Here is a 20,327-nt window from a genome sequence, read left to right on the forward strand (position 1 = left end):
GTCTTCATGCTCGTCGAGCCAGTCGCCTTGGATGAGCTTGCCCTTCTTGATGACGCGCTGTTCCCTGGCCTTGCCCCAGCCATTCTTGTCTGCCTGGTCGTGGACATAGGGCAGTTGCTGCGCGCGTAGTGGCGTCGGCCCGACATGCTCATGGCTGGCGCGCTCGATCTCGGCGGCGCGGATGAAACGTTCTGCGATTTCCCCGATGTTCATCTCAAGCGCTCTCCGCTTCGTCAGGCTCACGAACGTACTTCTCGCCATAGACCTGCTCATAGAGCGCGTCCGTGGCGTCGCAAATCTTCCAATCCGGTTTTCCGTCCGTCGGGTTGAAAAAGCCAGTTGCGGCGAAATTCCAGCCTTCATCGAACGACAGGCACTCGAACTGGAGTGTGGGATAGCGCTTAGCCAAGGCCACGAACACAGGCTCGGGGAAGCTCCATGCCGTCTGGAACAGGAATTGGAACGGATCCTCGCTGACCAATTCGAAATCGTAGGAATTCCACTTTGTGCCCCAATTGGCGATTGACCAATCGTACCACGATTTGTGGCCCGTCTCCCCTATGCAGAGCGCCATCTTGCGGGCTCTGTCGAGGCATCCGGGGTATAGGCGTTCCAGCCGCTCTTCGATTTCGCCATCCTCGAAACCGACATAGCCTTTCCACTCACCCAAGAAGCCATTGGTGTCGTGCTTTCGCAGGCGATTCCAGATGTCCACGATGCTGCTCGACCGGGCCATGATGGCCAGGATATCCGGGGACAGACCGTCCTCGACAACATCGCCGGCAGAAGCCGGCATCGGTATGATCTGTTCGAAGTCGAGGAACGTCTCCCCCTTCTCGTTTGTGCGGATCATGGCGGCGTGGAAAGCCGCTATGTCCTCGGCTGGCCCGATGATCGTGCAGCGCGTCGTCACATGATTTGGCATTGCCTTGGTCCTCTCCGGCGCATCTTACGCCTGCCGTCTGTCGTCATAAAGGTCTGGCTGATCCGCCCATTTCCCGAACCGCTTATATAGCCGCTCCTGCACCATTCCTGCCAGCGCCGGTCTGATCTTGACGAAGCCGCGCAATTGCTGGGCAACGAACTGGAGCTCGCCGACTGGTGCCGCGTCCCAGACCTCGAACCAATCGCTCGGCCGCTCCTGGTAAACCTTGGCATAGGCTCGCAACAGGTCACTGGCGGCCCATAGCCCGCTTTCGTCGAGCAGCGCCTTGTTGTTCGCGGTCTCGGCCAAGGTGCGCATGACGGCCCTTGCGTGGTGCTCGCCGAAGCGTTCGATGATGCGCTGGATTGATGCCACGGCGCGCGTCTGCCCTATGTCTGGATACTTGTTGGCCGGCACGATCTCGATGCCGAATTCCAAGCACAAGGCGATGACACGCGGATCGACCATCAAAGCCCTCGCTTGCGCAGTGCGTGAAGAATCGTCGTATGGTCCCTGCCACCCATCAGCCGGCCAATCTGCGGAAGGCTCAGGCTCGGATTCCAGTCCTTCAGCGCCCAAATGGCCTCTGTCCTGGCCTTGACGAAGTGGTGGCGCCGGCTTTTGGAGATGACGTCGGCGTAGGTCACTCCATGCTGATGCGCCATGTCGGCGATGATCTGCTGCGTCTTGGTCCGAGGTGTGAAGTTGACCACAACGACATTGCGGGTGCACAGGCCGACGACAGGCTTTGCGGGCTTCTCCACCGCCACGGGGACGGCCACAGACGCGGGTTTCGGCTTCGGGGGCTCGATGGCCGGGAATGAGCGCCCGCGCTGCTCTGCGAGGCGCTGTGCGCCGGCCATGGTGCGGGAGTATCTGGCGACGAACATCAGGCTGCTGCCTGTGGCTGGGGGAGCAGATCCTCAACGATATCGACAATGCAACCAACGCCGACTTTGTACCCTGGCGATCCTTCCATCTCATCCTGGAATTTGAAATCCATGGTCTGCCCCGGTGCGCCGGGCTTAATTCCAAGTTGCGAGCATATCGCAGCGGCGATGATCCGCTTCAACTCATGCCGATCAATGATGACCCTATGCCGGCGCTCGTTTATTTCGTTCGTGATAATCTGGCTCATGCCCTCTGCCTCCGCTCGACCTTGACCTGACGCCCTTTGACCACGATGGCACCAAGCGCCTGTTCCTGCTCTGCCGCGGCGCGTGCTGCCCGCTCATGGTGCCATTGGTCCACACCAAGCACGTCGCGGGCCTCTGTCACCTCACCTCGGATCGGCGGGTTCAGCCGTTCGCGCACATAGTCTTTCGCGGCTTCCAGCGCCCTGCCCGCTGTAGGATAAGGCTCGCAGCCAGGGATGAACCGGAAGGGCTGACTGTCAAACAACCGATATGAGCCGCGATAGCCGCCACGGACGGGCACGGCGTTGAACTCGGGCAGGAAGCTGGCTGTCACCTCGCCACCTCAATGCCACCGCGCGGCATGGCTTCAATCTTCGCGATGATCTTCGCTTCGGTCGAGGCGGTGCAATAGAGCGACCGATACATGACCGCGACTGTGTTATCGTCAACGACAATGTCGGGCTTGCGGCCTTTTGGATCAGAGATCCGCGTCCCAGGCTCGACGACATGGAGTACTCTTCCGTCCCACATTGTGCTCATGCCGCTCGTCTCCACTGTCGAGGCAGACCGATCGCCTTCAGTTCCGGCTCCCGATGAATGAGGCTGATCACCGCGGATTTCGACCGGCCGAACAAATGGCCTATCTCGCGCGCGTGCTTGCCCTGCCTGAGAAGCTTGGCGATCTGCTGCTTTTCCTGATCTGTCCAATGACGCATCACATGAACTCCTTTGGAACAATGAGCCGGGCCATCAAAAGCCCTCCTCAAACAAACCCGGCTCTGGCGCATCATAGGCGGACGTAAACCGGGTGAACTCGGCTTCAAATCGGATTTCGGCTGATGTGCCTGGCTCACCGCGGCGTCGCTTATGGTTGATGATCCACGCCTTGCCGCGCGATTTCTCGTAGTCCTGCAACATCTTCTGCCGGCGCGTCAGTTCGCCGTCGCGCTCGCGCTCGGGCGGCAGCGACGGGATAAGTTCCTTCAACAGTGGCTCTGGACGATAGAGTGAGAACCAGACGTCCAGGTTCTGCTTGATGGAGCCGCCGCCATAGGCATCACCCAGAAGCGGCCGCATCGACCCGCCTGCCCTGATGCGTGCCTTCCATTCGTCGTTGCGCTGGATCAGGATCACAATCGATATGTTGAGCGTCTTGGCGAGGCCCTTCAGCCCGCGATAGAGCGCGTTGATCCGTTCGGCGAAGAGATCGTTGGATTTTCCCGGCAGTGTGATCATCTTGGCGTGGTCGATGATGATCTGGTCGAGCCCAACCGACTTTTTCATCGCCTCGGCCTTGATGCGGATGTCGGACAGCGAACACTCGGCGAAAGGAACGATATCGAACGGGATGTCGAGCGCAGACATCATTTCAGCCTCTAGCGCCCCGCCCTCCTTGCTGTTGAGCGTGTAGTTGTCGATCCGGTCGAGACTGATCCCGCAGGCCTGTGCGGCCGCCTGGAGGGCCGCTTCCTCGTCGGTGATCTCGATGGTGAAGAATGCCGACCGAAAGCCCTCCATGGCCGCGTGGCGGCATTGCTGAAGCGCCATCGAGGTTTTGCCGCCGCCCGAATCCGACATGAAGCCGGTGAGGTTGCCGCGGCGGCTCCCGCCGACCACGCTTGCGATCTCCGGCAGGAACCATGGGATCAGAGCAGAGGCGTCCGCGCTCGACTTGGCGGCCTTGTCGATCGCCTTTGGCAGCAGCACCCCATATTTCAGCGAGGCGGCGCGTTCGTTGCCCTCTTGGGCTATTCGGGTGAGTTCGTCGGCCGTCGCGCTGATGATCTTCTCCGGCGTCATGTCGACCGGCATGTTGCGGGCCAGGGCGTCGAGATCATTGGCCGTGGCGATGAGCTGGTGTCTAGCCCACATCTCGATGATGCCGCGGGCATAGTCATAGGCGCCGGACGTGGTGACAGCTTCGGCCAGGAGCCGGATCATGTACTGGAACAGTGTCAGTTCACCGACCATCGTATCCGCCAGGACATAGGGCTTCATCGTGATCGGGTTGGCCGGCCGCCCTTCAGCGATCATCGTGCCCATGACCTCGAACAGGTCGCCGTGCAGCTTCTCATGGAAGTGGTTGGGTTTGAGGAACCCCGCGACGCGCCAATAGGCGTCATTCGACTTCAGGATGGCCCCGAGCAGCGCTTGTTCTGCCTCGACGGCATCAGGCAGCGGCGCGCGGAAGTTGCGTTCCATGGCATTCATGCCGCCGCCTCCTTTTCGAGGTCAGCCGCAATCTGTTCGACCATCTCAATCCGTTCGCCAAGCCAGCGCATGACGTTGGTGGACATGCTGTTGCCGTAGGCTTTGTATTGCGGTCCGTCGGGGCACTGCTCGGCAGGCTTGCCGCGCCATGGGATACGGCAATGATCGTCGGGAAAGCCCTGAAGGCGTGCGCACTCCGCTGGCGTCAGGCGGCGCACCGCCCATTGCATCTGCATTGGCAAGGAATGGCAGACTGCCATTCCTTCACCGCGTTCAGGCAGGCCTGTACCTACGCGCAAGGTCGGCGACAGTTCTTCGGTTGCGTCTCCACCATCATTTTGCGGCGTGAACGCTATCGCTGGCGGGTGCGCTCCCGCCGCGAGAGGGTGACACGGGTCACCCTGCTTCGGATTGCTCCGGTTCGCTTTGCTGGTGATCTGCGTCGTGTCGAAGGCGATCGGCACCAGCGGCGTACCGCGCCCCGTGCCATCCTCGCTGGCGTCGAAGCCTTCGGCCCGAAGGCTGTGCGCGACCAGACCAGCGGCTTCCCGGAAGCCGCTGTGAGCATCGCCGTTGCTGGTCAGCGTTTCGGCGACCTCATGCGCGACCGGAGCGACAATGACATTGTCGCTGTCCAGCCTGTGGCTATGCTGCGATTGAGCGCGAAGCGGATTGGCAACCACAAACGTTTCGCTTGCGAAATCCATCCGACCGGCCGGGCCGCCGTGAGCGGCCAGTCTGGCCGCTGCTTCGATCGGGCCTGAACAGTTGTTCCCGCCAAAAGCCTCGGCAACGGGTATCTGATACCCGTTCAACGCCGTCTGCGAATCGACGCCGCCGTGATCCTGACGGATCATGCAGCCGGCCACCGCTGAGACGGTGGGCTGACCACCGTCTAAATCGAAGTCCGTTCCTAACCCGCCACCGCCTGTAGGGCGTGCAGCAATTGTTGGGGCAACACCTTTGCCCTGTTCACGGCGCGGCGCAGGATTCCCCGACAGGCCTTCCCGCTCAAGTAGAACCGCCGCGGCACGTCGCCAGTCGCCTCCAGTATGTCCGACAACGAACACACGCCTTCGTCTCTGGGGAAGTGCGCGGGGAGCCCCGTCCACTCTGACATATTGAGTGTCAAGCACCCGCCATGAGAGGCCGTATGCGCCGCTGTAGCCTTCGACAATTCCCGAAGACTTCCATCCGCCCGCCGGGACTTCGACGCGTCGTCCGGAGAGCAGTCCCAGAAGGCTTGCAAAATCTCGTCCTCCCTTGCTTGAAAGGACACCGAAGACGTTCTCCCAGACCAGCCATCGGGGCCGATATCGGCGAGCAATCGCAACATAGGTGAGCATGAGGTCACCACGCGGGTCATCCAATCCTTTTCTGAGACCCGCGACGGAATAGGTCTGGCACGGGGTTCCTCCGACAAGAAGGTCAATTGCATGGTCAGGCCACTCCTCGAATTGCGTCATGTCGCCATGGTTGGGAACGCCGTTGGCGCGCTCGGGAAGGCCCATGATCGCCTTCATCGCGGCAATCCGTGCCTTGCGGTCCTTCGGCTTCAACCCCGGCTGGTCAGGGTCGGGCATGAACTGTGGCCGCCCACTGGAATAATGCTCATGAAGGACATGGCACGGGAACGGCTCTATCTCTGCCAGGAACGCCGCCTGCCAGCCAAGCGGTGACCATGCCGTGGAAGCCGCCTCGATGCCGCTGGCGACGCTGCCATACCTCATGCCGCCGCCCTCGCCGTCATCATCCGAAACGTCTGGGTGCCAGCGCCATAAAGGGCTATGAGAGCGGCCTCGGCCTGGTCATCGTTGCGCACCGCGATCCGCAGCATCTGGCACATCTCCTTGGCCTTCTTCTTCGCATCGTCGCGGCCAAGGTTGCCGTTCTTCAGGATTGCTGCCCGCCATGTCTTGGGCTGGACCGGCTCATAGGGAATGCGCCGGGCGCGCGCCGCGTGGCGGATGTGCCCTTGGATATCGCGCAGAATGAGCTGGTCCGCGTTGACCGTGACGCCCTGCACCTTCTGCTCGCCGATGAGATCGGTCTTGCCCTGCTTGGCAAAGGACCGGATCACCTCGGCCGCCGCCTCCCAGATGACGAACTGTGGCTTGTGCGCCTTGAACAGCTTTTCGATCTCATCGCAGAAGATCGCCGTCTTGGCCTCGGTCGACATGTTCGTCTCGGGCCGGGAGGTGAACGAGCCGATCAGCATTTTGCCGTGCACTGGCGGCTCATAGACAGCCCAGCCGGTGCGAGCGATCGATTGATCGAAGGCGAGGATGATCAAGCGGACACCTCGGCCGGAACATGGGTCCAGTCCCTACCCGCTTTGATGTTGGAAATCGTCTGCGGCGAGATGTTGAACTGCCTCGCCAATACGGACGTTCTGGCGCCTTCGCTCAACATGCGTTTAATGACGGCGACCTGGGCGTCTTTCAGCTTCGCCAGCGGCGAACGCTCACCGCGGCGAGCCTCATTTCGCTGCCGTCTCAGTACCGCTCGCTCTGATGGAGACATGTGGTGCTCGCGCCGATTGAGCGCTTGGACGGCCCATGTTGCCCAACGGCAATTGGTCGGCTCGTAGGGCAGGCGCGGATCTTCGCGGTCGAGCGTCAACCCTTCCGGGCGATCGCCCATATCGGCCATAAAGGCTTGGAAGCCAGTCAACTCGTTCGTGCCACGGCGCCAGCGCTCGCAGACTGAGACGCCCTTGCCGCCATACCATTGGAAATTCGGCGCCGTTTCGAGGTAGCAGCGGTCCAGCATCTGCCGATAGACGCTATATTCCGGTCTCTTGGTGTCTCCGGGATAGTAATCGGTCATCCAATCCAGCCGCCGGCAGCCACAAGACTGGTGCTTGCCCTTGGTGATGTTGACGGTCATCGCTATGACGACGGTTCCGCAATCGCACTTGAGCGACCATGCCGGCATCTTCCGGCCGCTCGACAAGGTCCGGCTTGTCTTGCTGACCGCGACCAGCGAACCGATGCGGATTCCTGGATTGATGTCTGACGCTTTCATCATCTCAATAGCTCATGGGTGGCGCGTAGAAGCAGCGCAGGATGTCTTCGGTTGGCATCGGGCCGGCGAGATAGATACGCATCGCCCCTACTCCGCCAGCGCTTCGATAGCGGCGCGGTTGTACTTCGCCAGCCGTTCATCCTCGGCGATGGCTTCAGCCGCGCGCTGCCTGGCCCATGCTTCATCTTCGCCGAGCGCCAGCATGGCCGCGTCATGCCGTGCCTTCTCCGCCTTGCGCGATGTTGCGAACGTGGCGAGATCAGCCTTCAGGCCGCGCTTGGTCGCGGCAATCCGCTGCTGGCAGTTGTGGGCTTCCTTGCGGTGGAGATCGGCGAGCTTGTCGGCATCAGGCCGGTGCCCAGGCTTGATCGGGATGACGTTCGACAGTTCGGCGTCGATGTCGGCGAGGATGGTGCGAGCGGCTATGTTCATGGGCGCTACTCCGCTGCTTCGCGATGGTCGTCGTCGGATTCTTCGCCGAACGGATCCTCGCCGTTGTCGGCGCCTTTAATCAGTTCGTTGCGCTTGGTCATGGCGACGACAAGCGCCGCACGCGCTATCTTCTGCTCGCCGGACCAGGCTTCCGCCCAGGCTTTGCCCGGCTCGCTGTTTTCATCATAGGGATTGGAGCCAACACCCGTCGCGCCGGCTTTCCGGCCCTCTCGGCGTGCCCTGTCCTCGGATGGCTCGCGGTTGAAGTCGCCGAACATGTCGGGCTGATATTCGACCGGCAGAGCAAACCATGCGGCGATTTCTGACTGGCGGCGAAGGTCATCGACGATGATGTTTCCGTCATCCACCTCGGCGCAACGAAGCGCGAAGTCAATATCGGCCAGTTTGATCTTGTCAGCCTTCGCCAGTTTGCGCAGGCGGTTGTATTCGCCCTTGGCCTCGTTCACGATTTCGAGTTGCGCCGCGATGGGCCGGTAGTGGTCCATGAACAGCGCCTTGCGCTCGGCCGGCGTCAGTTCGGAATTGATCGGCGGCGCGGGGTGCTCCGTCGTATCGGACTCCGGCACCGCCGACGGGCCGCGTGACGTGTAAGGATCGTATGCTTCGCCTTCGTTGATGCTCGTCTTCTTCGCTTTCGCCATCACTTTTTCCTCTGCCTCGCCCGCTCAATCACGAGCATGATTTTCTCTGCCGCCCGTATCACCAGGCCTGCGATGAACCGCATTTCGTCTTGCCTTCAGTTGGAGCCGTTCTTCGCGCATTTGCAGCGCTGCGGCCTCGTTTCCTTCACAGATGGCCTCGTACCAAATCCGAAGACGGCGGTAGAGCTCACCCCCGATGTCCCTCATCTCCTCGATCTTGTATTCAAGCCGGAGAAGCTTGTTCTCGTTCACTCCGAGATCGTCGGCCAAACGAGACCTGGCCGATCCATTTCTGTCTTTCCGCCCGCGATATTCGGCATCCATCAAGGCGTCGTAATATTCGCGGCCCTTGTGTAGAGCGGTCGTACTCATCTCACTCTCGCTATGACTTTTGGCAAACTTGCCAACTCTCTTGTCTTTCATTGTTGAACCCCAACGAGTTACCTTTTGATCGTTGGGAACCAGCCGGAATCTCCGGCCAATACGGTAGAAAAGGAATGTCCAATGGATCGAACCGCACGCTTGCAGGCTCAGAGGTCGGTCCAGTTGGAGCTACAGTTTGGGGGGCGCCAATTTCCGCCCCGCGCGGCAAATGATGACGATGTTTTTTCATCAGCACCCGGCCTGACGCGCAGCGTCTTCAACGGAGTGCTGGACCACCGGGGCGAGAAGAAACCGAAGCTCGTCCGCCTGGGTCTCACGCTTCGCGATTGCGTAGCGCGAAGCGGCCCAGCCGACGCCTATGCCGAGTAGGAATGCCGCGGCGATCATCGGGCCAACCTCGGCGCCGAGCGCACCGTAAGCCCCGATTGCCAGCACAGTTCACGAATTTCCTCGGGTGAAGCGATGATGCCTCTGCCGCTCACGCGCTCGACAATCTCAGATGCCGTCCGACCGGAGCGAGCGAGACCGACGACAAAGTCGACGTCGGACATCGACCATTTGAGATTGGTTGCGCCGGCGGGCCTCACAGGCGCCTCCCGGTGTTGCGCATGACCCGCTTCGTCGCCTTGCGCGCTTCAATTTTTTCCCAGGCTTCATGCTCACTGCGACCGGACGCGGTGCCGACCTCAGCATCGAAGACGAGGACCGTTCCGTCTTGCGTCCAGATCGCGCTCATAGAACCCCCCGATCCCGATAGAGTTCGCGAAGCTCGGACGCTGCCACGCGGCGCTGCAGGCGATGAAGCATCAGCATCGTCCCGGCTTGCGACATCAGCAGCCCAAGGACAGCGAGCATCGGCCAGACCTGGCTCATGCGAGTGCCCCGACTTGTTCCGACGGTGCGGGGGCAACCGTGCTGTCCTGCTCAGCCAAGGGCTTTGCATGGGAATTGTTGCCCGACGGTGCGGCGGAGGTCACCGCCGGGCTATTCACCGCGCACGCCGCCGCGCCGCTTGGCAAATGCTGTTCTTCAGCTTCGTTGCCCCAAGCGTCCCAGCCAGGCCGCGCAGGTCCGCGCCGGTTCAATTCGATCTTGGGCAGATTTGGGAAATACGATTCGATGATCTCGAGTGCGACGTCAGGCTTCTCCGAATGACCGCCGATAGGCGCCAGAAAGACCGACCGGGCCTGCGTGCCCATAGCGGGCGCCACGACATCGCCGCGCACGCCAACAAGCAGCAGTTCATGCTCGCCGAGGAACCAGTATCCGGTGCCCCTGCCGTCGCCGGCCCGCTGCTTGAACCAGATGGCGTGCGTCTTGTAGACGAAGCCCCAAGCCGCAAGAACCTGCAGGGCCTGCGGCAGCATCGGTGCCGTTGCCCAGAGGAACAGCACGCAATCGTCAGCGGCGATCGACCCGACGTCGCGCGCCATGATCTCTTCGAGAGCGCTGGTGGGGTAATGGTTGTCGGCAGCGCGATCCATACCGGTTTCGCGGCTGTAAGGTTCGAAGCGCCATTCCGGATCCGCGACGATGACGCCGTAGCGCTTGCCGGGCAGTGCGTGGATTTTGGCTGCGAGCTCGATTTCGCGCTCGCCGCGACGTTCCTTCTTGGCGGTTTGCTCGTCGGCGCGGACATACTTCGCCGCCGGCCCGATGGCCTTGCGGAGGGCGGCGCGCGTCGGCTCGTCACCTTCCTTCAGGATCTGATCGAGCGCGTCACGGACGGCCGTCGGGTTCGCTGCGATGGCATCCCTTATCTGACGGGCGTCGTGGATTTCTTTGCTCGGGATGCCGATCTCGGCGGCGGTGGCGGGATCATTATTCCCGTCTGGAATTTTGATCTTGCGATTGCCGCCGGCCTTCTGGATTTCGCCGCGCTCTTGGGCGCCATCGTATTCATCGGCCAACCGGCGCTTGGCCGCAGCCTCGATTTCCAGCGCGTCGGCCTGCGCGCGGTGCGCGGCGGCGACAACCTGATCATGCGCGCCTTTCGCCTTGGCGATGCGCCCGGCCATCTGCGCCGTGGTGTAGGAAATCTTGGCGGCGTCTCGGGCGTCGAGGATTTCGGCGGCGGTCGAGGCCATGGCAAGCTTGCGGGCGGCGTCCTTGATCATACCAGGCAGTTTGCCGGTAATCGTGGCGACAACGACTTCCTTGGTGGTGACCGGCTTGCCGACCAGCAACGCTTTCTGCGCTTCGGTCTTGGTGGTGCTGACGAATTCACGGGCGAGGCTCATGCCGCCACCCCGAATTGTTCCCCAATGGCGACGTTGCACCCCGCCATTGGGGTATCCGCCACCGAGACAGCGATTAACGGCAGCGAATGGGAAACTGACCGATGTCTGAACACGATCCTACCGAACCGCCGAACATGACCGAACCGGACACAGTCTGGACGCGCTTCGTGACTGTGACGAAAGTTGAGGTGACAGAGCATTTTGTGCGCATCGTTGCGCTCGATGATTTCGCCGTGGTTGGCTACGACGGAGCCGAGCGCCGAATAGTCTCTCGCCTCGTTATGCCAATCGATGCCGCTCGTGATCTGGAGCGGGATCTTCGCAAGGCTTTGCGGTCGGGTTCGCATTGATGTCACGCCGCGCTACGACGTTCGCGAAGATAGGAACGAAGCTCACGGGCATGAGCCCGGCAGCCTTCCGCCATCAGATCGTAGGCTTTTGCTCTGCCTATGATTTCGGAATCGGAAAGCTGATCGACCGGGACAAGGGTAACCCGCCCTTCCCGGTCGACTGTGTAGGCGACCTGCAGGTGTTCAAAGCCGGCAAGTGTAAGCTGGCGATCCGTCTCGGGCCGAGCGTCATACTTGCCGACGCAGCGCTTCACCAAGTCCTTCACGTGCGTGTAGGCGCAGACTCGGTAGAACTCGGTATCCGTCCCTTCGATCCCTGGCTTGCCGGCTACGATTTCATGCGTGAGCCAATCGACGATGACGATTTCACCGGCGGCAATCTTGTCCGCGATTATCTTCCGCACTTCCGAATAGACACTGGTTTCCGACATGTCAGATCCTTGTGATAATGCGGTCATGGGCCGCATCGATTGTGGTGATGGCGACACGCACGCGACTGACCTCTTCCGGCGTCAGGGCGGGCAAGATCAGTTCGAGGTCGAACTTGGAAACTGCGGCGGCGTAGTCCTCGAATTCCGCGACGAAGTGCAGGGAGCGATTGAACTCGCCCGGGTCGCGGCCTTGCAGATCGATGACTGGTTTTGGCGCCGGCTTCTTCCCCTGCTCTGCCAGCGCGGTGACCGTTGGCGGGTTGGCGCTTTCGACCTGTTTATCGAACTCTGCCTGCGGGACGTTGGCCACGCGCAAGGCAGTGTGCATCTGGTCGCGGGACATCCCCGCATCAGCAGCCGCGTCTTTTCTGGTGAGAACTTTGGTGGTGGCGTCCCCACCAATGTTCTGGTTTTTGCCGTGTTGAGGTTCTATCTGCTTCAGCAGTTCGCCCGCCCGACGGATGGCGCGGTCGCGGATGCGCGTCGCCATCTTCATCAACTCGTCGTCGTCAGCCTGCTTGGCGTAGGAGGCGAGAGCCGCCGCCTTATCGGCCCATGTCTGGCACTCGTCGATCGATGCGCAATTTGCCAGCGCGGTCTTTGCGCTCTCATAGGTTTGCGGGAGACGAGCGGCCCCTATGTTGGCCGGCAACGACTTGGCGTAATCGTCCGGCTTTGCGAATTGGATGCTCACGCTGCCTGCCCCGAAGCTTCGAACAAATCGGGCCGCAAACGCTCCATCGGAATGCCGGTGACTCGAGCGACGTCACCGATGCGCTCTGCCGGCACTTTCTCCCACTGCGCGACAGCTCCGCGGGTGATGCCAATTTCGCGCGCCAGCCTGGCGAGCGGCATCCTGTCCTTTACGGCGTCCATTCCAGTGAGAGACGGGGTCATATCTGCACAACCAAATTTGCTTCGGTCTTCGTCATGTACAGTTTAACTAACAGCCCGTCAAGTGAGACTATCGGAGATTGTGATTTGGACGACGAATATGTTGCGCCGATGGAACTCAATGCCCGAATCTTCAAAGCCCGCAGCGATGCGAAGATGACCCAGGAAGATCTCGCGAACGCCGTCCACAAGACGCGCAGCGCGGTGGCACAGTGGGAAAAAGGAGAGATTCGGCCGCGTCATGCCACGCTTGTGGCCATCGCCAACGTGACCAAGGCAGATTTCTACTGGCTTCTGAACGGCGGCGAGATCGGCACCGACAAAGTGGGGCTTCGCGTAGTTGGCGAGGTGGCCGCCGGGCTGTGGAGGGAAGGCAACGCCGACTTCACAGGAAAGAACCTGAACACGCCGACCCAGCCAGTTGCCGCGCACCCCGACTATCCGCCACATGCACAGCGTCTCTACAAAGTAATCGGCACATCTATTAATCGAGTGGCGGACGACGGCGAATACCTTCACGCCGTCGATATCTTCGCAGGCGACATCAAGCCCGAGCAGGGCGACCTGGTGATTGTTCGCCGGCTGGAGCACGGGAAAGCCGAATACACGGCCAAGACCCTTGCTTTTGCTGAAGGAGAATGGGTTTTGCGGCCGGAGAGCTTCGACCCCGAATGGCAGCAGGACATCAAGGTCGAGGGCAACGAGGACGTCGAGGTCACGATAACCGACGTTGTGATCGCGAAGTGGTCACCGATCGCTCGCCGGCGCCCGCTGGCAAAACCTTTCGTAGATCCGTTCCATAAGGTCTGAAGTTCTCAGGATAAGGTTCCCTTGGAACTCTTCTCAGGACAAGGCACCTTTTCGCCTTGAACCAGAGGAAGGAGCGGAGCGAGGCAAAGACCCCCCTCCCCCTATAAGCCAAAGCTCATAGAAGTTCGGCAAGCCTTTGTCGTTTGCTCCGCGCTTGAACCGTCGTCGGTCGCTATCGCTTCGCAGGCCACCCTCTCGGCATGTCCGTCCTCAGTTCCGGGCGCGCCGTAGGACTTTCGACCCCCGCGCAAATCACTTCCAAACCCGGTGAGCAGAACGCTGCCACGCTGAAGCGACGGCGGGTGTATAGCGCGGCTCGATCCATCGTGTCCAGTTCTACTAAACTTTTTTCGCACAGCCCCTTGCGCTATGTATAGTTAGTCTGTACAAAGCTCCTCACGCAAAGAGGACAAGTCCATGAACACCGCAGCCCACACCTTCCCGACCACGCCAGCTGCAACATGGGAAGAAACCCGCGAGAATTATTGGACGGTGACGCTGGGCCACGAATCCCGCGCCATCTCCAAGGACGGCACGAACTTCATTGCCTGGATCGGCCACCGCGCCACGCACTGGTGCTTTTCACGGGCGCTGAAGGCTTGCGTCGAGGATATCGAATATCGGCTGGCTGAAGCCGCGATGGCACAGGCCGCGCATGATGAGGCAATCGCCTCGCTGATGCGGATGACGGCGGCTGAGAAGGCGCGGCTGATCGAGACGATCGAGGCCGAGCGGGCTGCCCTCGACTATGCGCCGGGCCGCATGGATGTCGTGGCACGCAAGGCTGAGAAGGATCGCCAGATCGCAACGCTGCGGAGGGTTTCGTGATGGAACGCCCGATCGTTTGCAGCCACGTCTACCCGCCGATTCCGATCCGTGATTTCGACTGGTGCGCTCATTTCGATGACGTCGGCGCCGACTGCAGCCCGCATGGCTGGGGCCGCACTGAGGCCGAGGCCAAGCAAGACCTTCTCGACAATTATGGAGATGACGAATGACCAAGTTCCGCAAGGGTGACATCGTGGCCGTCAAAGGCGTCGTTGCCGGCGATCATGTGTTCGACGGCAAGATCAAAGTCCAGATCGAGCCATACCACGACATTTACGTGCCGATTGCCAACCTCACCATGGACCGCGCGGCGTTCGAAGTCGGCGACATCGTGATCCTGCCGACCGAGAGTTCGCGCCACGCCGAGGTGCTGGCCGTCAATGGCGACTGCCTGTGGGTGTCTTTCTCGGAAACTGAGTACGCGACATGGACCGCTCGTTTCGTCCAGCGCGTCGCCCCCATCATCGAGCCAGAGCCAGAAACCATCGAGGCCGCGCCAGTTTCGGACGCCGCCTGATGTGGCCGCTCCGGGACTTCCTCCTCCTCACCGCCTTTGCCTTCACCGCTCCTCTGTTCGCAGGACTTTTCCAATGAACGACACATTCCAATCGATCGGCGACGTCACCGCCAAACTGGTCTCGCGTTGGGCCTGGTGGCAGAGCGCCCTCCGCGGTGACTTCGGACCCATCCACAGCGAGCCACAGCAGGGCTACTATCGCGTTCGCGGCAAAGACGGCCAATGGGAGCCGGCTGCCATCTGGATCGACGAGGGCGGCGCCTGGCTGGCGTACAGGGCCGGTCGCGAGGTTCGCGACGTCGAACAGCTTTGGACCTATGCCTGCCGCTTCCCGATCGAGCATGCCGCTTATGAGAAGGCGATGGCCGGCGGCGGGTTCGATGACGAACCGCCTGCGCCGATTGGCGACAACAGCGGCGACATCGACCCATTCGAAGCTCTGCGCATCGAATACATCGGCGAGAAGGAACAGCTTGAGGAGGCCCTGAAGAAAGGCGTCAAGACCCAGGCTGATGCTGATCGCGTGTCGATCTGGAAAGACCGGATCATGAAAATCAAGTCGCGCGCCGTTGCCATGTTCAAAGAGGAGAAGGCGCCGGTCTTGCTGCATGAGCGTGAGATTGACGACAAGTATCGTTACCTCGCGCACGATAAGGAGAGCGACACCGCCGCGATGATCGACAAGGCGCGGCGTGGCGTCGAGGCATTCCTCAAGCAGAAGCGCGACGAGGAGAACGCCCGCCAGCAAGCGGCCTTGGCTGAGGCGGCAAAGATACGCCGAGAGGCTGAGGATGCCGCTGAGGCCGCCCGCGTGGCCCAAGAAGCGGCATCGGCGCGGGAAGCCGACGTTGGCCCGCCCGATGACGGCCCGAGCGCTGAGGAAGCCGAGGCGCTGCGCAAGACGGCAGAGGATGCCGCCAAGCGCCTGGCCGATGCCGAACGCGAAGCACAGGCCCGCTCCGTCTCTGTCGGCCGCACTGGCGCCAAGACGTCGCTGCGCACCGAGAAGGTTGGCGTCGTCGTCGACTACGGCAAGGCCGCGGCCGCACTCGTCGCCATGAAGCATCCCGATTTCATCGCGGAGATCAACAGGCTGGCGCAGCGCGCAGCCAAGGCCGGCATGCCGTTCGATGGCATGGAAGTCAAAGAACAGGAAAAGGTCATCTGATCATGAACGCTGTCGCCACCCTCAATGCGCCGTCGATGCCTCTTGCGCCGGCAGTCGCCGAAGAGTTCAGCCTAACCCTGAGCGATTGGCGCGTGCTGGTCGACCAGATATTCCCGAGCGCCAAGAGCGGCGAAGCCGTCGCCATGGCGCTGGCTTACTGCCGGTCGCGGAAACTCGATATCTACAAGAAGCCCGTCCACATCGTTCCTATGTGGTCGTCGGCGCTCAATCGGATGGTCGAGACCGTCTGGCCTGGGATTTCCGAGATTCGCACCACGGCGGCGCGCACGGGCGATTACGGCGGCATCGATGAGGTCGTGTTTGGCCCGATGATCGAGCGCGAGTTCACCGGCGAAAAGGACAAGTGGGAGAACAAGCGCAAGGTCGGCACCGAAGTCTTCACCAAGAAATTCCGCTATCCCGAATGGGCCAGCGTCATCGTCTATCGCTGGGTGCATGGCGAGAAGGCGGCCTTCCACACCAAGATTTTCTGGGAGGAAACCTACGCCACCGTCGGCAAGACAGAAGTGCCGAACGAAATGTGGACCAAGCGTCCGCGCGGCCAGATCGACAAATGCGTCGAGGCTGCATGTCTGCGCAAGGCCTTCCCCGAGGAAGTCGGCAGCATGTACGCGGCCGAGGAAATGGAAGGGCGCGTGATCGACCACGACGCCAGCGAGCGCACAAGCGCACCTCAGCCGCCCAAGCCGCCGGTTCCTCCCGTGCCGCCATCCGACAAGGTCGTCGACGCTGAGGTCGAAGAGATCATCGACGAGCGCGAGGTGGTGACCGAGACCGGCGAGGCGACAGACGCCATTGTCGACGAGACCGAAACGCTTGGCGACTATTTCACCAAGCTTGATGAAACGATGGGCGCCGCCACCACGGCAGCTGACATCGCCGAAATCTGGAATGACTTCGATCCCCTCGCCAAATTCGAAGGCGATGAGGACAACCAGGCGCTCGCCACGTCGATCAAGCGCAAGCATGTCCAGCGCGTAGGAGCGAAGTGATGGGCGGCCCGGATTTCAATCATCCGCTTGTCGGGCGTGCCGTCGTCTACACCGCTAGCTATCCCGGCGCCAAGGGCGAGCAAGGCACCGTCACCTCTGTCAACGTCGGCGCGAATATCGTTTTCGTCCGGTATGGCATGGGCAGCACGAGCGCCGCCACGGAAGCCGACGATCGCCTGACGTTCTTGGACGGCTCGCCGGTCGCGCTGGAGGCAGTCAATGGCTAAGGCGAACGAAGCCCCGGCTTTTCGGATGATCGTCGAGAACGGTCATCTCGTCCCGGCCGCCGCATGGGAGCAGGAACGCCTGTCGACCTATCGCAACCGATCGACGGTCAACGTCCAGATCACCCAGGTCAAGAACCGCAAGCTCGAGCGGAAATATTGGTCGATCTTGCATCAGGTCATCAAGAATTGCCCGGTCAAGCAGCGCACCGCGGAAGACCTGCACAAGGCCATCCGCCTGAAGCTCGGCATCGTCGATGCGTTCTTCACCGTCGATGGCAAGCTGCGTGTCGATCTGAAGAGCACGACCGGCATGGACGACCCGGAATACACCGCCTTCTATGAGGAGGCCATGGTGCTGTTGCAAGACATCACCGGCGTCAACCCTGAGACGCTATCAGCCGAGTCCGCCGACGTCGGCGAAGATGAAATTGAAGATCCGTCCGGCGCTGTTGCCCCTTCTCTGGACGGCCAAGGCAGCGACGACGCCCCGTCCCCCGACCCCAACGTCGTCGCTGCCGATTCCCTCTCCCAGGAGAGCGGCACGACGGACGGAGGCATTGAAGCACCGGTAGAACCGGATGCGCTTCCGTCCGTCGAACAATCCATGGTCAACCCCCGGCAGATGAACACCGAAGGCCTGAAGGCCGAGATGGTGCGCAAGCTGCTGCAGTTGGCCGGCGACAACGCCCTGACAGTTCAGGAGCGTCTTGAAAACCTCGACGGCATGAAGCCGCTGTGGACTGAGCATCTGACTGGCTTCCCGCTTGTCGTCACCCAGGCTTTCCAGACCGCGGCGAAAATCATCAAGGGTGAACTGAAGGCCGACGCCGGCAAGAAGTTCATGGAGGGCTTGCTGTGAACCCGCTCGGCCCCTTCCTCGCCTACATCGCCCGCAAGCGGTCGGAGCGCGCCGTGCGCATCGCCGAGCGTCGCCGAGCCGCGCTTATGGCCCAGATCGCCGACAGGAGGGAGCACAGGCGCGAGTTCCGGCCGATGGTTGGAATGTTGCAGGCCGCGACAAACGCCTCCCTGCGGGCATCTGTGGGGCGCCGCTGACATGGCCAACCGCAAGGAGTTCACCACCAAGACCCGCAAGGCCGCACTCAAGCGCTCCAACATGCGCTGCGAGGCAGTCGGCGAGTGGTATGGCCTTGGTCCCGGTCAGCGCTGTCATGCCGGCCTCGCTCACGGCATCGAATACGATCATATCATTCTGGACGCCAACTCGCACGACAACAGCCTGGAGAACTGCGCGGCTGTCTGCATCCGGTGCCATCGTTTTAAAACGGCCAACCACGATACGCCGACTGCGGCAAAGACCGTCGCTCAATCGCTCATGGGCATGAAGACCAAGATCAAGGTCAAAATCGCCAGCCCGCCAAAATCCGAGAAACCAGCACCGAAGCAGCACGCCAGCCCGCGCCGGTCGCTCTATGCAGTGAGGACAAGCCTATGAATGACGCACCGAAATGGACAGCCGCGATCACTGAAGACGGAGACCTCCATTCCGCTTTCGTGGAAGGTCATCTCGATTTTGCCGGCTTCCCGAATGCGGCGGCGGAGATCGTTGAAGCCTTCGCCGAGTTTGGCCCCGACATATCCGAAGCAGTCAGCGAGTCCTTCGATGGTGAGCCCATTCACAAGCAACTCTGCCATTTCTGGCTTCGGCCCGAGCAGACGGAAGACGGCGAGAAGCATTTCTTTGCGCGCGAAGGTGACGCTGGCGCCGTCCCGGTTACTGGCGTGAGGTTCATGTGACGATGACCCACGAATCCGAAACCGCCCTCTCCGGCACCCATCCAGAAAGCCAGGTGCTCAATGAGAAGGGGCTGGAAGTTGCCGCAGCGGCCTATAAGGCGGCATGGGTTGGCAACCGTCCCGGAGGTCGAGACGGCGACAACTCGCTCGCAATCGCCATCCGCGCCTACCTCTCCGCTATCCATAGTCAGGGAGCAGTGGCACCGAGCCTCGATGCCTTCTCCCGCGAAATAATCCGCGACAGTTGGGAAGGGTGTGATGGCGGAGATATCATCCAAGAGTTGGCCCTGAAACACGGCCTCATCAAGGGCGAACCCTTCGACCCCGCCGTGCACGGCCTCAGTTCAGAATGCCAGCCCGGAGACACTTGGTACACGTTCGCCGGGCCTTTGGCGAAGGAAGCAGCAGCACCGAGCGAGGAGCCGGTAGAAATCGGATACACGAATTGGCGCGGCGAGTTTGCCGTTCGCAAGATCGTTCCACGGTCGATTTGGTATGGCTCGACCGAATGGCATCCAGAGCCGCAGTGGTTCATCACGGCGCACGATGTCGAGAAAAACGCAGACCGCGATTTCGCAATGTCCGGCTTCGCTTCTCCCGTGAAGGGGCTGGGCGAAAAGCTTGATCGCATGCTGGCGAACTGGGAAAAGCCAGAGCGCAAACACGTGATGTTGCCCGGCACGCAAATGACTTGCGACGAAGCCGCCATCGCCATCCGCGTCGCCCTCTCTTCCATCATCCCGGCCACCAAGGGTGGGGAGGACAGCGCCTGCCTTGCGAAACCTCACCCCGATCAGACATCACCAATGACGGTTGGCCCTGAAGAATTCTACGATGAACCAGCCAGGATTACAGATGCGATGGTCGATGCTGCGCTGGCGGCCTATGCCAAATCCATAGGCATGGATCTTGACGGTCTCACCAAAGGAGACTGCCAGATTTGGCTAATACCCGCGCTTCGGGCCTCTCTCCTCGCCGCCCTTTCCGCCCAAGATACGGATGGGGTGGCGAAGCCATGAGCTATTCGCTTTCCTTGGACTGCCGTGAGCGGCGCTTGATCTCGCGCTCGATGGCTTCGCGGATGAACTCGGCCATGCGGTTCGGCCCGACAAGCGCCGCGATCTGCGCACGCATCTCCTCAGTCAGGCGCACAGGCGTCAGCTTCGTGTTGGATTTCTCGTTCAGTGGTGGGCGCCCCATGCGTGCCGGGGTATCCGATATCGTTAATCCTGTCAATTTCGCCTCCAAAGAGATATCGCTTATTGACCTTATCCGATATCGGCTATATGTTCAACCTCTGAAACTACATTGGAG

The 20,327-nt window shown here is 61.2% G+C and carries 33 protein-coding genes; 12 read left to right on the forward strand and 21 right to left on the reverse strand.

The genetic code is table 11. The annotated features are described in order from the left end of the window. Window positions 1–214: 214 nt before the first annotated feature. From NKJ67_RS20030 to NKJ67_RS20110, 17 genes are all read right to left on the reverse strand, one after another. Window positions 215–925, reverse strand: a complete 711-nt coding sequence (locus tag NKJ67_RS20030; RefSeq protein WP_352582560.1) for a DUF1281 family ferredoxin-like fold protein — start codon at window positions 923–925, stop codon at window positions 215–217. 24 nt (window positions 926–949) lie between these two features. After that, window positions 950–1,393: a hypothetical protein gene (locus NKJ67_RS20035; RefSeq protein WP_352582562.1), complete on the reverse strand. Its 444-nt coding sequence runs from the start codon at window positions 1,391–1,393 to the stop codon at window positions 950–952. Then, on the reverse strand, window positions 1,393–1,815 hold the full coding sequence (locus tag NKJ67_RS20040) for a helix-turn-helix domain-containing protein (RefSeq protein WP_352582564.1): 423 nt from the start codon (window positions 1,813–1,815) through the stop codon (window positions 1,393–1,395). The genes NKJ67_RS20035 and NKJ67_RS20040 overlap by 1 nt, the downstream gene beginning before the upstream one ends. Continuing rightward, complete coding sequence (locus NKJ67_RS20045; RefSeq protein ID WP_352582566.1) at window positions 1,815–2,063, reverse strand: hypothetical protein; 249 nt, start codon at window positions 2,061–2,063, stop codon at window positions 1,815–1,817. Before NKJ67_RS20045 ends, NKJ67_RS20040 begins: the two co-directional genes overlap by 1 nt. Then, the gene (locus NKJ67_RS20050) at window positions 2,060–2,395 is read right to left on the reverse strand and encodes a hypothetical protein (RefSeq protein WP_352582568.1); all 336 of its coding nucleotides are present in this window, start codon (window positions 2,393–2,395) and stop codon (window positions 2,060–2,062) included. Before NKJ67_RS20050 ends, NKJ67_RS20045 begins: the two co-directional genes overlap by 4 nt. Beyond that, a complete protein-coding gene (locus NKJ67_RS20055; protein WP_352582570.1) occupies window positions 2,392–2,601 on the reverse strand; it encodes a hypothetical protein in 210 nt (69 codons plus the stop codon). The genes NKJ67_RS20050 and NKJ67_RS20055 overlap by 4 nt, the downstream gene beginning before the upstream one ends. After that, window positions 2,598–2,777 (reverse strand): helix-turn-helix domain-containing protein, encoded by a 180-nt coding sequence (locus NKJ67_RS20060; protein ID WP_352582572.1) that lies wholly within the window; start codon window positions 2,775–2,777, stop codon window positions 2,598–2,600. Before NKJ67_RS20060 ends, NKJ67_RS20055 begins: the two co-directional genes overlap by 4 nt. 34 nt (window positions 2,778–2,811) lie before the next feature. Further along, window positions 2,812–4,272 (reverse strand): DnaB-like helicase C-terminal domain-containing protein, encoded by a 1,461-nt coding sequence (locus NKJ67_RS20065; protein ID WP_352582574.1) that lies wholly within the window; start codon window positions 4,270–4,272, stop codon window positions 2,812–2,814. Beyond that, a complete protein-coding gene (locus tag NKJ67_RS20070) occupies window positions 4,269–6,002 on the reverse strand; it encodes a DNA cytosine methyltransferase (RefSeq protein ID WP_352582576.1) in 1,734 nt (577 codons plus the stop codon). The genes NKJ67_RS20065 and NKJ67_RS20070 overlap by 4 nt, the downstream gene beginning before the upstream one ends. Next, a complete protein-coding gene (locus tag NKJ67_RS20075; RefSeq protein WP_352582578.1) occupies window positions 5,999–6,565 on the reverse strand; it encodes a hypothetical protein in 567 nt (188 codons plus the stop codon). The genes NKJ67_RS20070 and NKJ67_RS20075 overlap by 4 nt, the downstream gene beginning before the upstream one ends. Continuing rightward, on the reverse strand, window positions 6,562–7,161 hold the full coding sequence (locus NKJ67_RS20080; RefSeq protein WP_352582580.1) for a hypothetical protein: 600 nt from the start codon (window positions 7,159–7,161) through the stop codon (window positions 6,562–6,564). The genes NKJ67_RS20075 and NKJ67_RS20080 overlap by 4 nt, the downstream gene beginning before the upstream one ends. Before the next feature lie 225 nt (window positions 7,162–7,386). Next, the gene (locus tag NKJ67_RS20085) at window positions 7,387–7,731 is read right to left on the reverse strand and encodes a hypothetical protein (RefSeq protein ID WP_352582582.1); all 345 of its coding nucleotides are present in this window, start codon (window positions 7,729–7,731) and stop codon (window positions 7,387–7,389) included. 5 nt (window positions 7,732–7,736) lie between these two features. After that, window positions 7,737–8,393, reverse strand: coding sequence for a hypothetical protein (locus NKJ67_RS20090; RefSeq protein ID WP_352582584.1), 657 nt, complete (start codon window positions 8,391–8,393; stop codon window positions 7,737–7,739). Between the two features lie 24 nt (window positions 8,394–8,417). Further along, the gene (locus NKJ67_RS20095; RefSeq protein ID WP_352582586.1) at window positions 8,418–8,816 is read right to left on the reverse strand and encodes a hypothetical protein; all 399 of its coding nucleotides are present in this window, start codon (window positions 8,814–8,816) and stop codon (window positions 8,418–8,420) included. A 544-nt stretch (window positions 8,817–9,360) separates the two neighbouring features. Continuing rightward, window positions 9,361–9,513: a hypothetical protein gene (locus tag NKJ67_RS20100; protein ID WP_352582588.1), complete on the reverse strand. Its 153-nt coding sequence runs from the start codon at window positions 9,511–9,513 to the stop codon at window positions 9,361–9,363. Next, window positions 9,510–9,650: a hypothetical protein gene (locus tag NKJ67_RS20105; RefSeq protein ID WP_352582589.1), complete on the reverse strand. Its 141-nt coding sequence runs from the start codon at window positions 9,648–9,650 to the stop codon at window positions 9,510–9,512. Before NKJ67_RS20105 ends, NKJ67_RS20100 begins: the two co-directional genes overlap by 4 nt. Then, window positions 9,647–11,017 carry an MT-A70 family methyltransferase gene (locus NKJ67_RS20110; protein WP_352582591.1) on the reverse strand — a complete coding sequence of 457 codons (1,371 nt, stop codon included), beginning with the start codon at window positions 11,015–11,017 and terminating at the stop codon, window positions 9,647–9,649. The genes NKJ67_RS20105 and NKJ67_RS20110 overlap by 4 nt, the downstream gene beginning before the upstream one ends. Window positions 11,018–11,118: 101 nt before the next feature. On the opposite strand from NKJ67_RS20110, the gene NKJ67_RS20115 reads away from it, so the two are divergent. Further along, window positions 11,119–11,367 (forward strand): hypothetical protein, encoded by a 249-nt coding sequence (locus tag NKJ67_RS20115; RefSeq protein ID WP_352582593.1) that lies wholly within the window; start codon window positions 11,119–11,121, stop codon window positions 11,365–11,367. 2 nt (window positions 11,368–11,369) lie between these two features. Here NKJ67_RS20115 and NKJ67_RS20120 read toward each other — a convergent pair whose 3' ends face one another. Genes NKJ67_RS20120 through NKJ67_RS20130 form a run of 3 tightly spaced genes read right to left on the reverse strand, consistent with a single transcriptional unit; the run spans window position 11,370 to window position 12,695 of the window. After that, a complete protein-coding gene (locus tag NKJ67_RS20120; RefSeq protein WP_352582595.1) occupies window positions 11,370–11,798 on the reverse strand; it encodes a hypothetical protein in 429 nt (142 codons plus the stop codon). Between the two features lies 1 nt (window position 11,799). Further along, on the reverse strand, window positions 11,800–12,492 hold the full coding sequence (locus NKJ67_RS20125; RefSeq protein ID WP_352582597.1) for a hypothetical protein: 693 nt from the start codon (window positions 12,490–12,492) through the stop codon (window positions 11,800–11,802). Then, window positions 12,489–12,695: a YdaS family helix-turn-helix protein gene (locus NKJ67_RS20130; RefSeq protein ID WP_352582599.1), complete on the reverse strand. Its 207-nt coding sequence runs from the start codon at window positions 12,693–12,695 to the stop codon at window positions 12,489–12,491. The genes NKJ67_RS20125 and NKJ67_RS20130 overlap by 4 nt, the downstream gene beginning before the upstream one ends. Window positions 12,696–12,779: 84 nt before the next feature. Here NKJ67_RS20130 and NKJ67_RS20135 point away from each other — a divergent pair, with 84 nt between their 5' ends. The 11 genes from NKJ67_RS20135 (at window position 12,780) to NKJ67_RS20185 (ending at window position 20,032) form a co-directional block, all read left to right on the forward strand. Continuing rightward, window positions 12,780–13,502, forward strand: a complete 723-nt coding sequence (locus NKJ67_RS20135) for a helix-turn-helix domain-containing protein (protein ID WP_352582601.1) — start codon at window positions 12,780–12,782, stop codon at window positions 13,500–13,502. A 417-nt stretch (window positions 13,503–13,919) separates the two neighbouring features. After that, window positions 13,920–14,330 carry a hypothetical protein gene (locus tag NKJ67_RS20140; RefSeq protein WP_352582603.1) on the forward strand — a complete coding sequence of 137 codons (411 nt, stop codon included), beginning with the start codon at window positions 13,920–13,922 and terminating at the stop codon, window positions 14,328–14,330. Next, entirely contained in the window at window positions 14,327–14,500 is a 174-nt protein-coding gene (locus tag NKJ67_RS20145; RefSeq protein ID WP_352582605.1) for a hypothetical protein, read from the forward strand. The genes NKJ67_RS20140 and NKJ67_RS20145 overlap by 4 nt, the downstream gene beginning before the upstream one ends. Beyond that, window positions 14,497–14,847, forward strand: a complete 351-nt coding sequence (locus NKJ67_RS20150) for a hypothetical protein (RefSeq protein ID WP_352582607.1) — start codon at window positions 14,497–14,499, stop codon at window positions 14,845–14,847. Before NKJ67_RS20145 ends, NKJ67_RS20150 begins: the two co-directional genes overlap by 4 nt. A gap of 73 nt (window positions 14,848–14,920) precedes the next feature. Next, window positions 14,921–16,015 carry a flagellar biosynthesis protein FlhF gene (locus tag NKJ67_RS20155; RefSeq protein WP_352582609.1) on the forward strand — a complete coding sequence of 365 codons (1,095 nt, stop codon included), beginning with the start codon at window positions 14,921–14,923 and terminating at the stop codon, window positions 16,013–16,015. A gap of 2 nt (window positions 16,016–16,017) precedes the next feature. After that, on the forward strand, window positions 16,018–17,028 hold the full coding sequence (gene bet, locus NKJ67_RS20160) for a phage recombination protein Bet (RefSeq protein WP_352582611.1): 1,011 nt from the start codon (window positions 16,018–16,020) through the stop codon (window positions 17,026–17,028). After that, the gene (locus NKJ67_RS20165) at window positions 17,028–17,255 is read left to right on the forward strand and encodes a hypothetical protein (RefSeq protein WP_352582612.1); all 228 of its coding nucleotides are present in this window, start codon (window positions 17,028–17,030) and stop codon (window positions 17,253–17,255) included. Before bet ends, NKJ67_RS20165 begins: the two co-directional genes overlap by 1 nt. A gap of 25 nt (window positions 17,256–17,280) precedes the next feature. Beyond that, window positions 17,281–18,114, forward strand: a complete 834-nt coding sequence (locus tag NKJ67_RS20170) for a hypothetical protein (protein ID WP_352582614.1) — start codon at window positions 17,281–17,283, stop codon at window positions 18,112–18,114. 198 nt (window positions 18,115–18,312) lie between these two features. Continuing rightward, the gene (locus tag NKJ67_RS20175) at window positions 18,313–18,711 is read left to right on the forward strand and encodes an HNH endonuclease (RefSeq protein WP_352582616.1); all 399 of its coding nucleotides are present in this window, start codon (window positions 18,313–18,315) and stop codon (window positions 18,709–18,711) included. Next, window positions 18,708–19,013, forward strand: a complete 306-nt coding sequence (locus NKJ67_RS20180) for a hypothetical protein (RefSeq protein ID WP_352582618.1) — start codon at window positions 18,708–18,710, stop codon at window positions 19,011–19,013. Before NKJ67_RS20175 ends, NKJ67_RS20180 begins: the two co-directional genes overlap by 4 nt. Before the next feature lie 2 nt (window positions 19,014–19,015). Next, entirely contained in the window at window positions 19,016–20,032 is a 1,017-nt protein-coding gene (locus tag NKJ67_RS20185) for a hypothetical protein (RefSeq protein WP_352582620.1), read from the forward strand. Between the two features lies 1 nt (window position 20,033). Here NKJ67_RS20185 and NKJ67_RS20190 read toward each other — a convergent pair whose 3' ends face one another. Continuing rightward, window positions 20,034–20,213 carry a YlcI/YnfO family protein gene (locus NKJ67_RS20190; protein ID WP_352582621.1) on the reverse strand — a complete coding sequence of 60 codons (180 nt, stop codon included), beginning with the start codon at window positions 20,211–20,213 and terminating at the stop codon, window positions 20,034–20,036. Window positions 20,214–20,327 lie beyond the last annotated feature (114 nt).

Source organism: Mesorhizobium sp. M0088 (assembly GCF_040322895.1).
Classification (GTDB): domain Bacteria; phylum Pseudomonadota; class Alphaproteobacteria; order Rhizobiales; family Rhizobiaceae; genus Mesorhizobium.

What these genes read in the sequence shown, in the direction of transcription:
- NKJ67_RS20040 (WP_352582564.1), bottom strand. Translation starts at nt 1,815, where the DNA reads ATGTTCGTCGCCAGATACTCCCGCACCATGGCCGGCGCACAGCGCCTC.
- NKJ67_RS20035 (WP_352582562.1), bottom strand. Translation starts at nt 1,393, where the DNA reads ATGGTCGATCCGCGTGTCATCGCCTTGTGCTTGGAATTCGGCATCGAG.
- NKJ67_RS20110 (WP_352582591.1), bottom strand. Translation starts at nt 11,017, where the DNA reads ATGAGCCTCGCCCGTGAATTCGTCAGCACCACCAAGACCGAAGCGCAG.
- NKJ67_RS20140 (WP_352582603.1), top strand. Translation starts at nt 13,920, where the DNA reads ATGAACACCGCAGCCCACACCTTCCCGACCACGCCAGCTGCAACATGG.
- NKJ67_RS20120 (WP_352582595.1), bottom strand. Translation starts at nt 11,798, where the DNA reads ATGTCGGAAACCAGTGTCTATTCGGAAGTGCGGAAGATAATCGCGGAC.
- NKJ67_RS20095 (WP_352582586.1), bottom strand. Translation starts at nt 8,816, where the DNA reads ATGAAAGACAAGAGAGTTGGCAAGTTTGCCAAAAGTCATAGCGAGAGT.
- NKJ67_RS20190 (WP_352582621.1), bottom strand. Translation starts at nt 20,213, where the DNA reads ATGGGGCGCCCACCACTGAACGAGAAATCCAACACGAAGCTGACGCCT.
- NKJ67_RS20165 (WP_352582612.1), top strand. Translation starts at nt 17,028, where the DNA reads ATGGGCGGCCCGGATTTCAATCATCCGCTTGTCGGGCGTGCCGTCGTC.
- NKJ67_RS20080 (WP_352582580.1), bottom strand. Translation starts at nt 7,161, where the DNA reads ATGACCGTCAACATCACCAAGGGCAAGCACCAGTCTTGTGGCTGCCGG.
- NKJ67_RS20100 (WP_352582588.1), bottom strand. Translation starts at nt 9,513, where the DNA reads ATGAGCGCGATCTGGACGCAAGACGGAACGGTCCTCGTCTTCGATGCT.
- NKJ67_RS20180 (WP_352582618.1), top strand. Translation starts at nt 18,708, where the DNA reads ATGAATGACGCACCGAAATGGACAGCCGCGATCACTGAAGACGGAGAC.
- NKJ67_RS20045 (WP_352582566.1), bottom strand. Translation starts at nt 2,063, where the DNA reads ATGAGCCAGATTATCACGAACGAAATAAACGAGCGCCGGCATAGGGTC.
- NKJ67_RS20055 (WP_352582570.1), bottom strand. Translation starts at nt 2,601, where the DNA reads ATGAGCACAATGTGGGACGGAAGAGTACTCCATGTCGTCGAGCCTGGG.
- NKJ67_RS20090 (WP_352582584.1), bottom strand. Translation starts at nt 8,393, where the DNA reads ATGGCGAAAGCGAAGAAGACGAGCATCAACGAAGGCGAAGCATACGAT.
- NKJ67_RS20130 (WP_352582599.1), bottom strand. Translation starts at nt 12,695, where the DNA reads ATGACCCCGTCTCTCACTGGAATGGACGCCGTAAAGGACAGGATGCCG.
- NKJ67_RS20070 (WP_352582576.1), bottom strand. Translation starts at nt 6,002, where the DNA reads ATGAGGTATGGCAGCGTCGCCAGCGGCATCGAGGCGGCTTCCACGGCA.
- NKJ67_RS20185 (WP_352582620.1), top strand. Translation starts at nt 19,016, where the DNA reads ATGACCCACGAATCCGAAACCGCCCTCTCCGGCACCCATCCAGAAAGC.
- NKJ67_RS20155 (WP_352582609.1), top strand. Translation starts at nt 14,921, where the DNA reads ATGAACGACACATTCCAATCGATCGGCGACGTCACCGCCAAACTGGTC.
- NKJ67_RS20030 (WP_352582560.1), bottom strand. Translation starts at nt 925, where the DNA reads ATGCCAAATCATGTGACGACGCGCTGCACGATCATCGGGCCAGCCGAG.
- NKJ67_RS20175 (WP_352582616.1), top strand. Translation starts at nt 18,313, where the DNA reads ATGGCCAACCGCAAGGAGTTCACCACCAAGACCCGCAAGGCCGCACTC.
- NKJ67_RS20105 (WP_352582589.1), bottom strand. Translation starts at nt 9,650, where the DNA reads ATGAGCCAGGTCTGGCCGATGCTCGCTGTCCTTGGGCTGCTGATGTCG.
- NKJ67_RS20085 (WP_352582582.1), bottom strand. Translation starts at nt 7,731, where the DNA reads ATGAACATAGCCGCTCGCACCATCCTCGCCGACATCGACGCCGAACTG.
- bet (WP_352582611.1), top strand. Translation starts at nt 16,018, where the DNA reads ATGAACGCTGTCGCCACCCTCAATGCGCCGTCGATGCCTCTTGCGCCG.
- NKJ67_RS20065 (WP_352582574.1), bottom strand. Translation starts at nt 4,272, where the DNA reads ATGAATGCCATGGAACGCAACTTCCGCGCGCCGCTGCCTGATGCCGTC.
- NKJ67_RS20060 (WP_352582572.1), bottom strand. Translation starts at nt 2,777, where the DNA reads ATGCGTCATTGGACAGATCAGGAAAAGCAGCAGATCGCCAAGCTTCTC.
- NKJ67_RS20170 (WP_352582614.1), top strand. Translation starts at nt 17,281, where the DNA reads ATGATCGTCGAGAACGGTCATCTCGTCCCGGCCGCCGCATGGGAGCAG.
- NKJ67_RS20115 (WP_352582593.1), top strand. Translation starts at nt 11,119, where the DNA reads ATGTCTGAACACGATCCTACCGAACCGCCGAACATGACCGAACCGGAC.
- NKJ67_RS20150 (WP_352582607.1), top strand. Translation starts at nt 14,497, where the DNA reads ATGACCAAGTTCCGCAAGGGTGACATCGTGGCCGTCAAAGGCGTCGTT.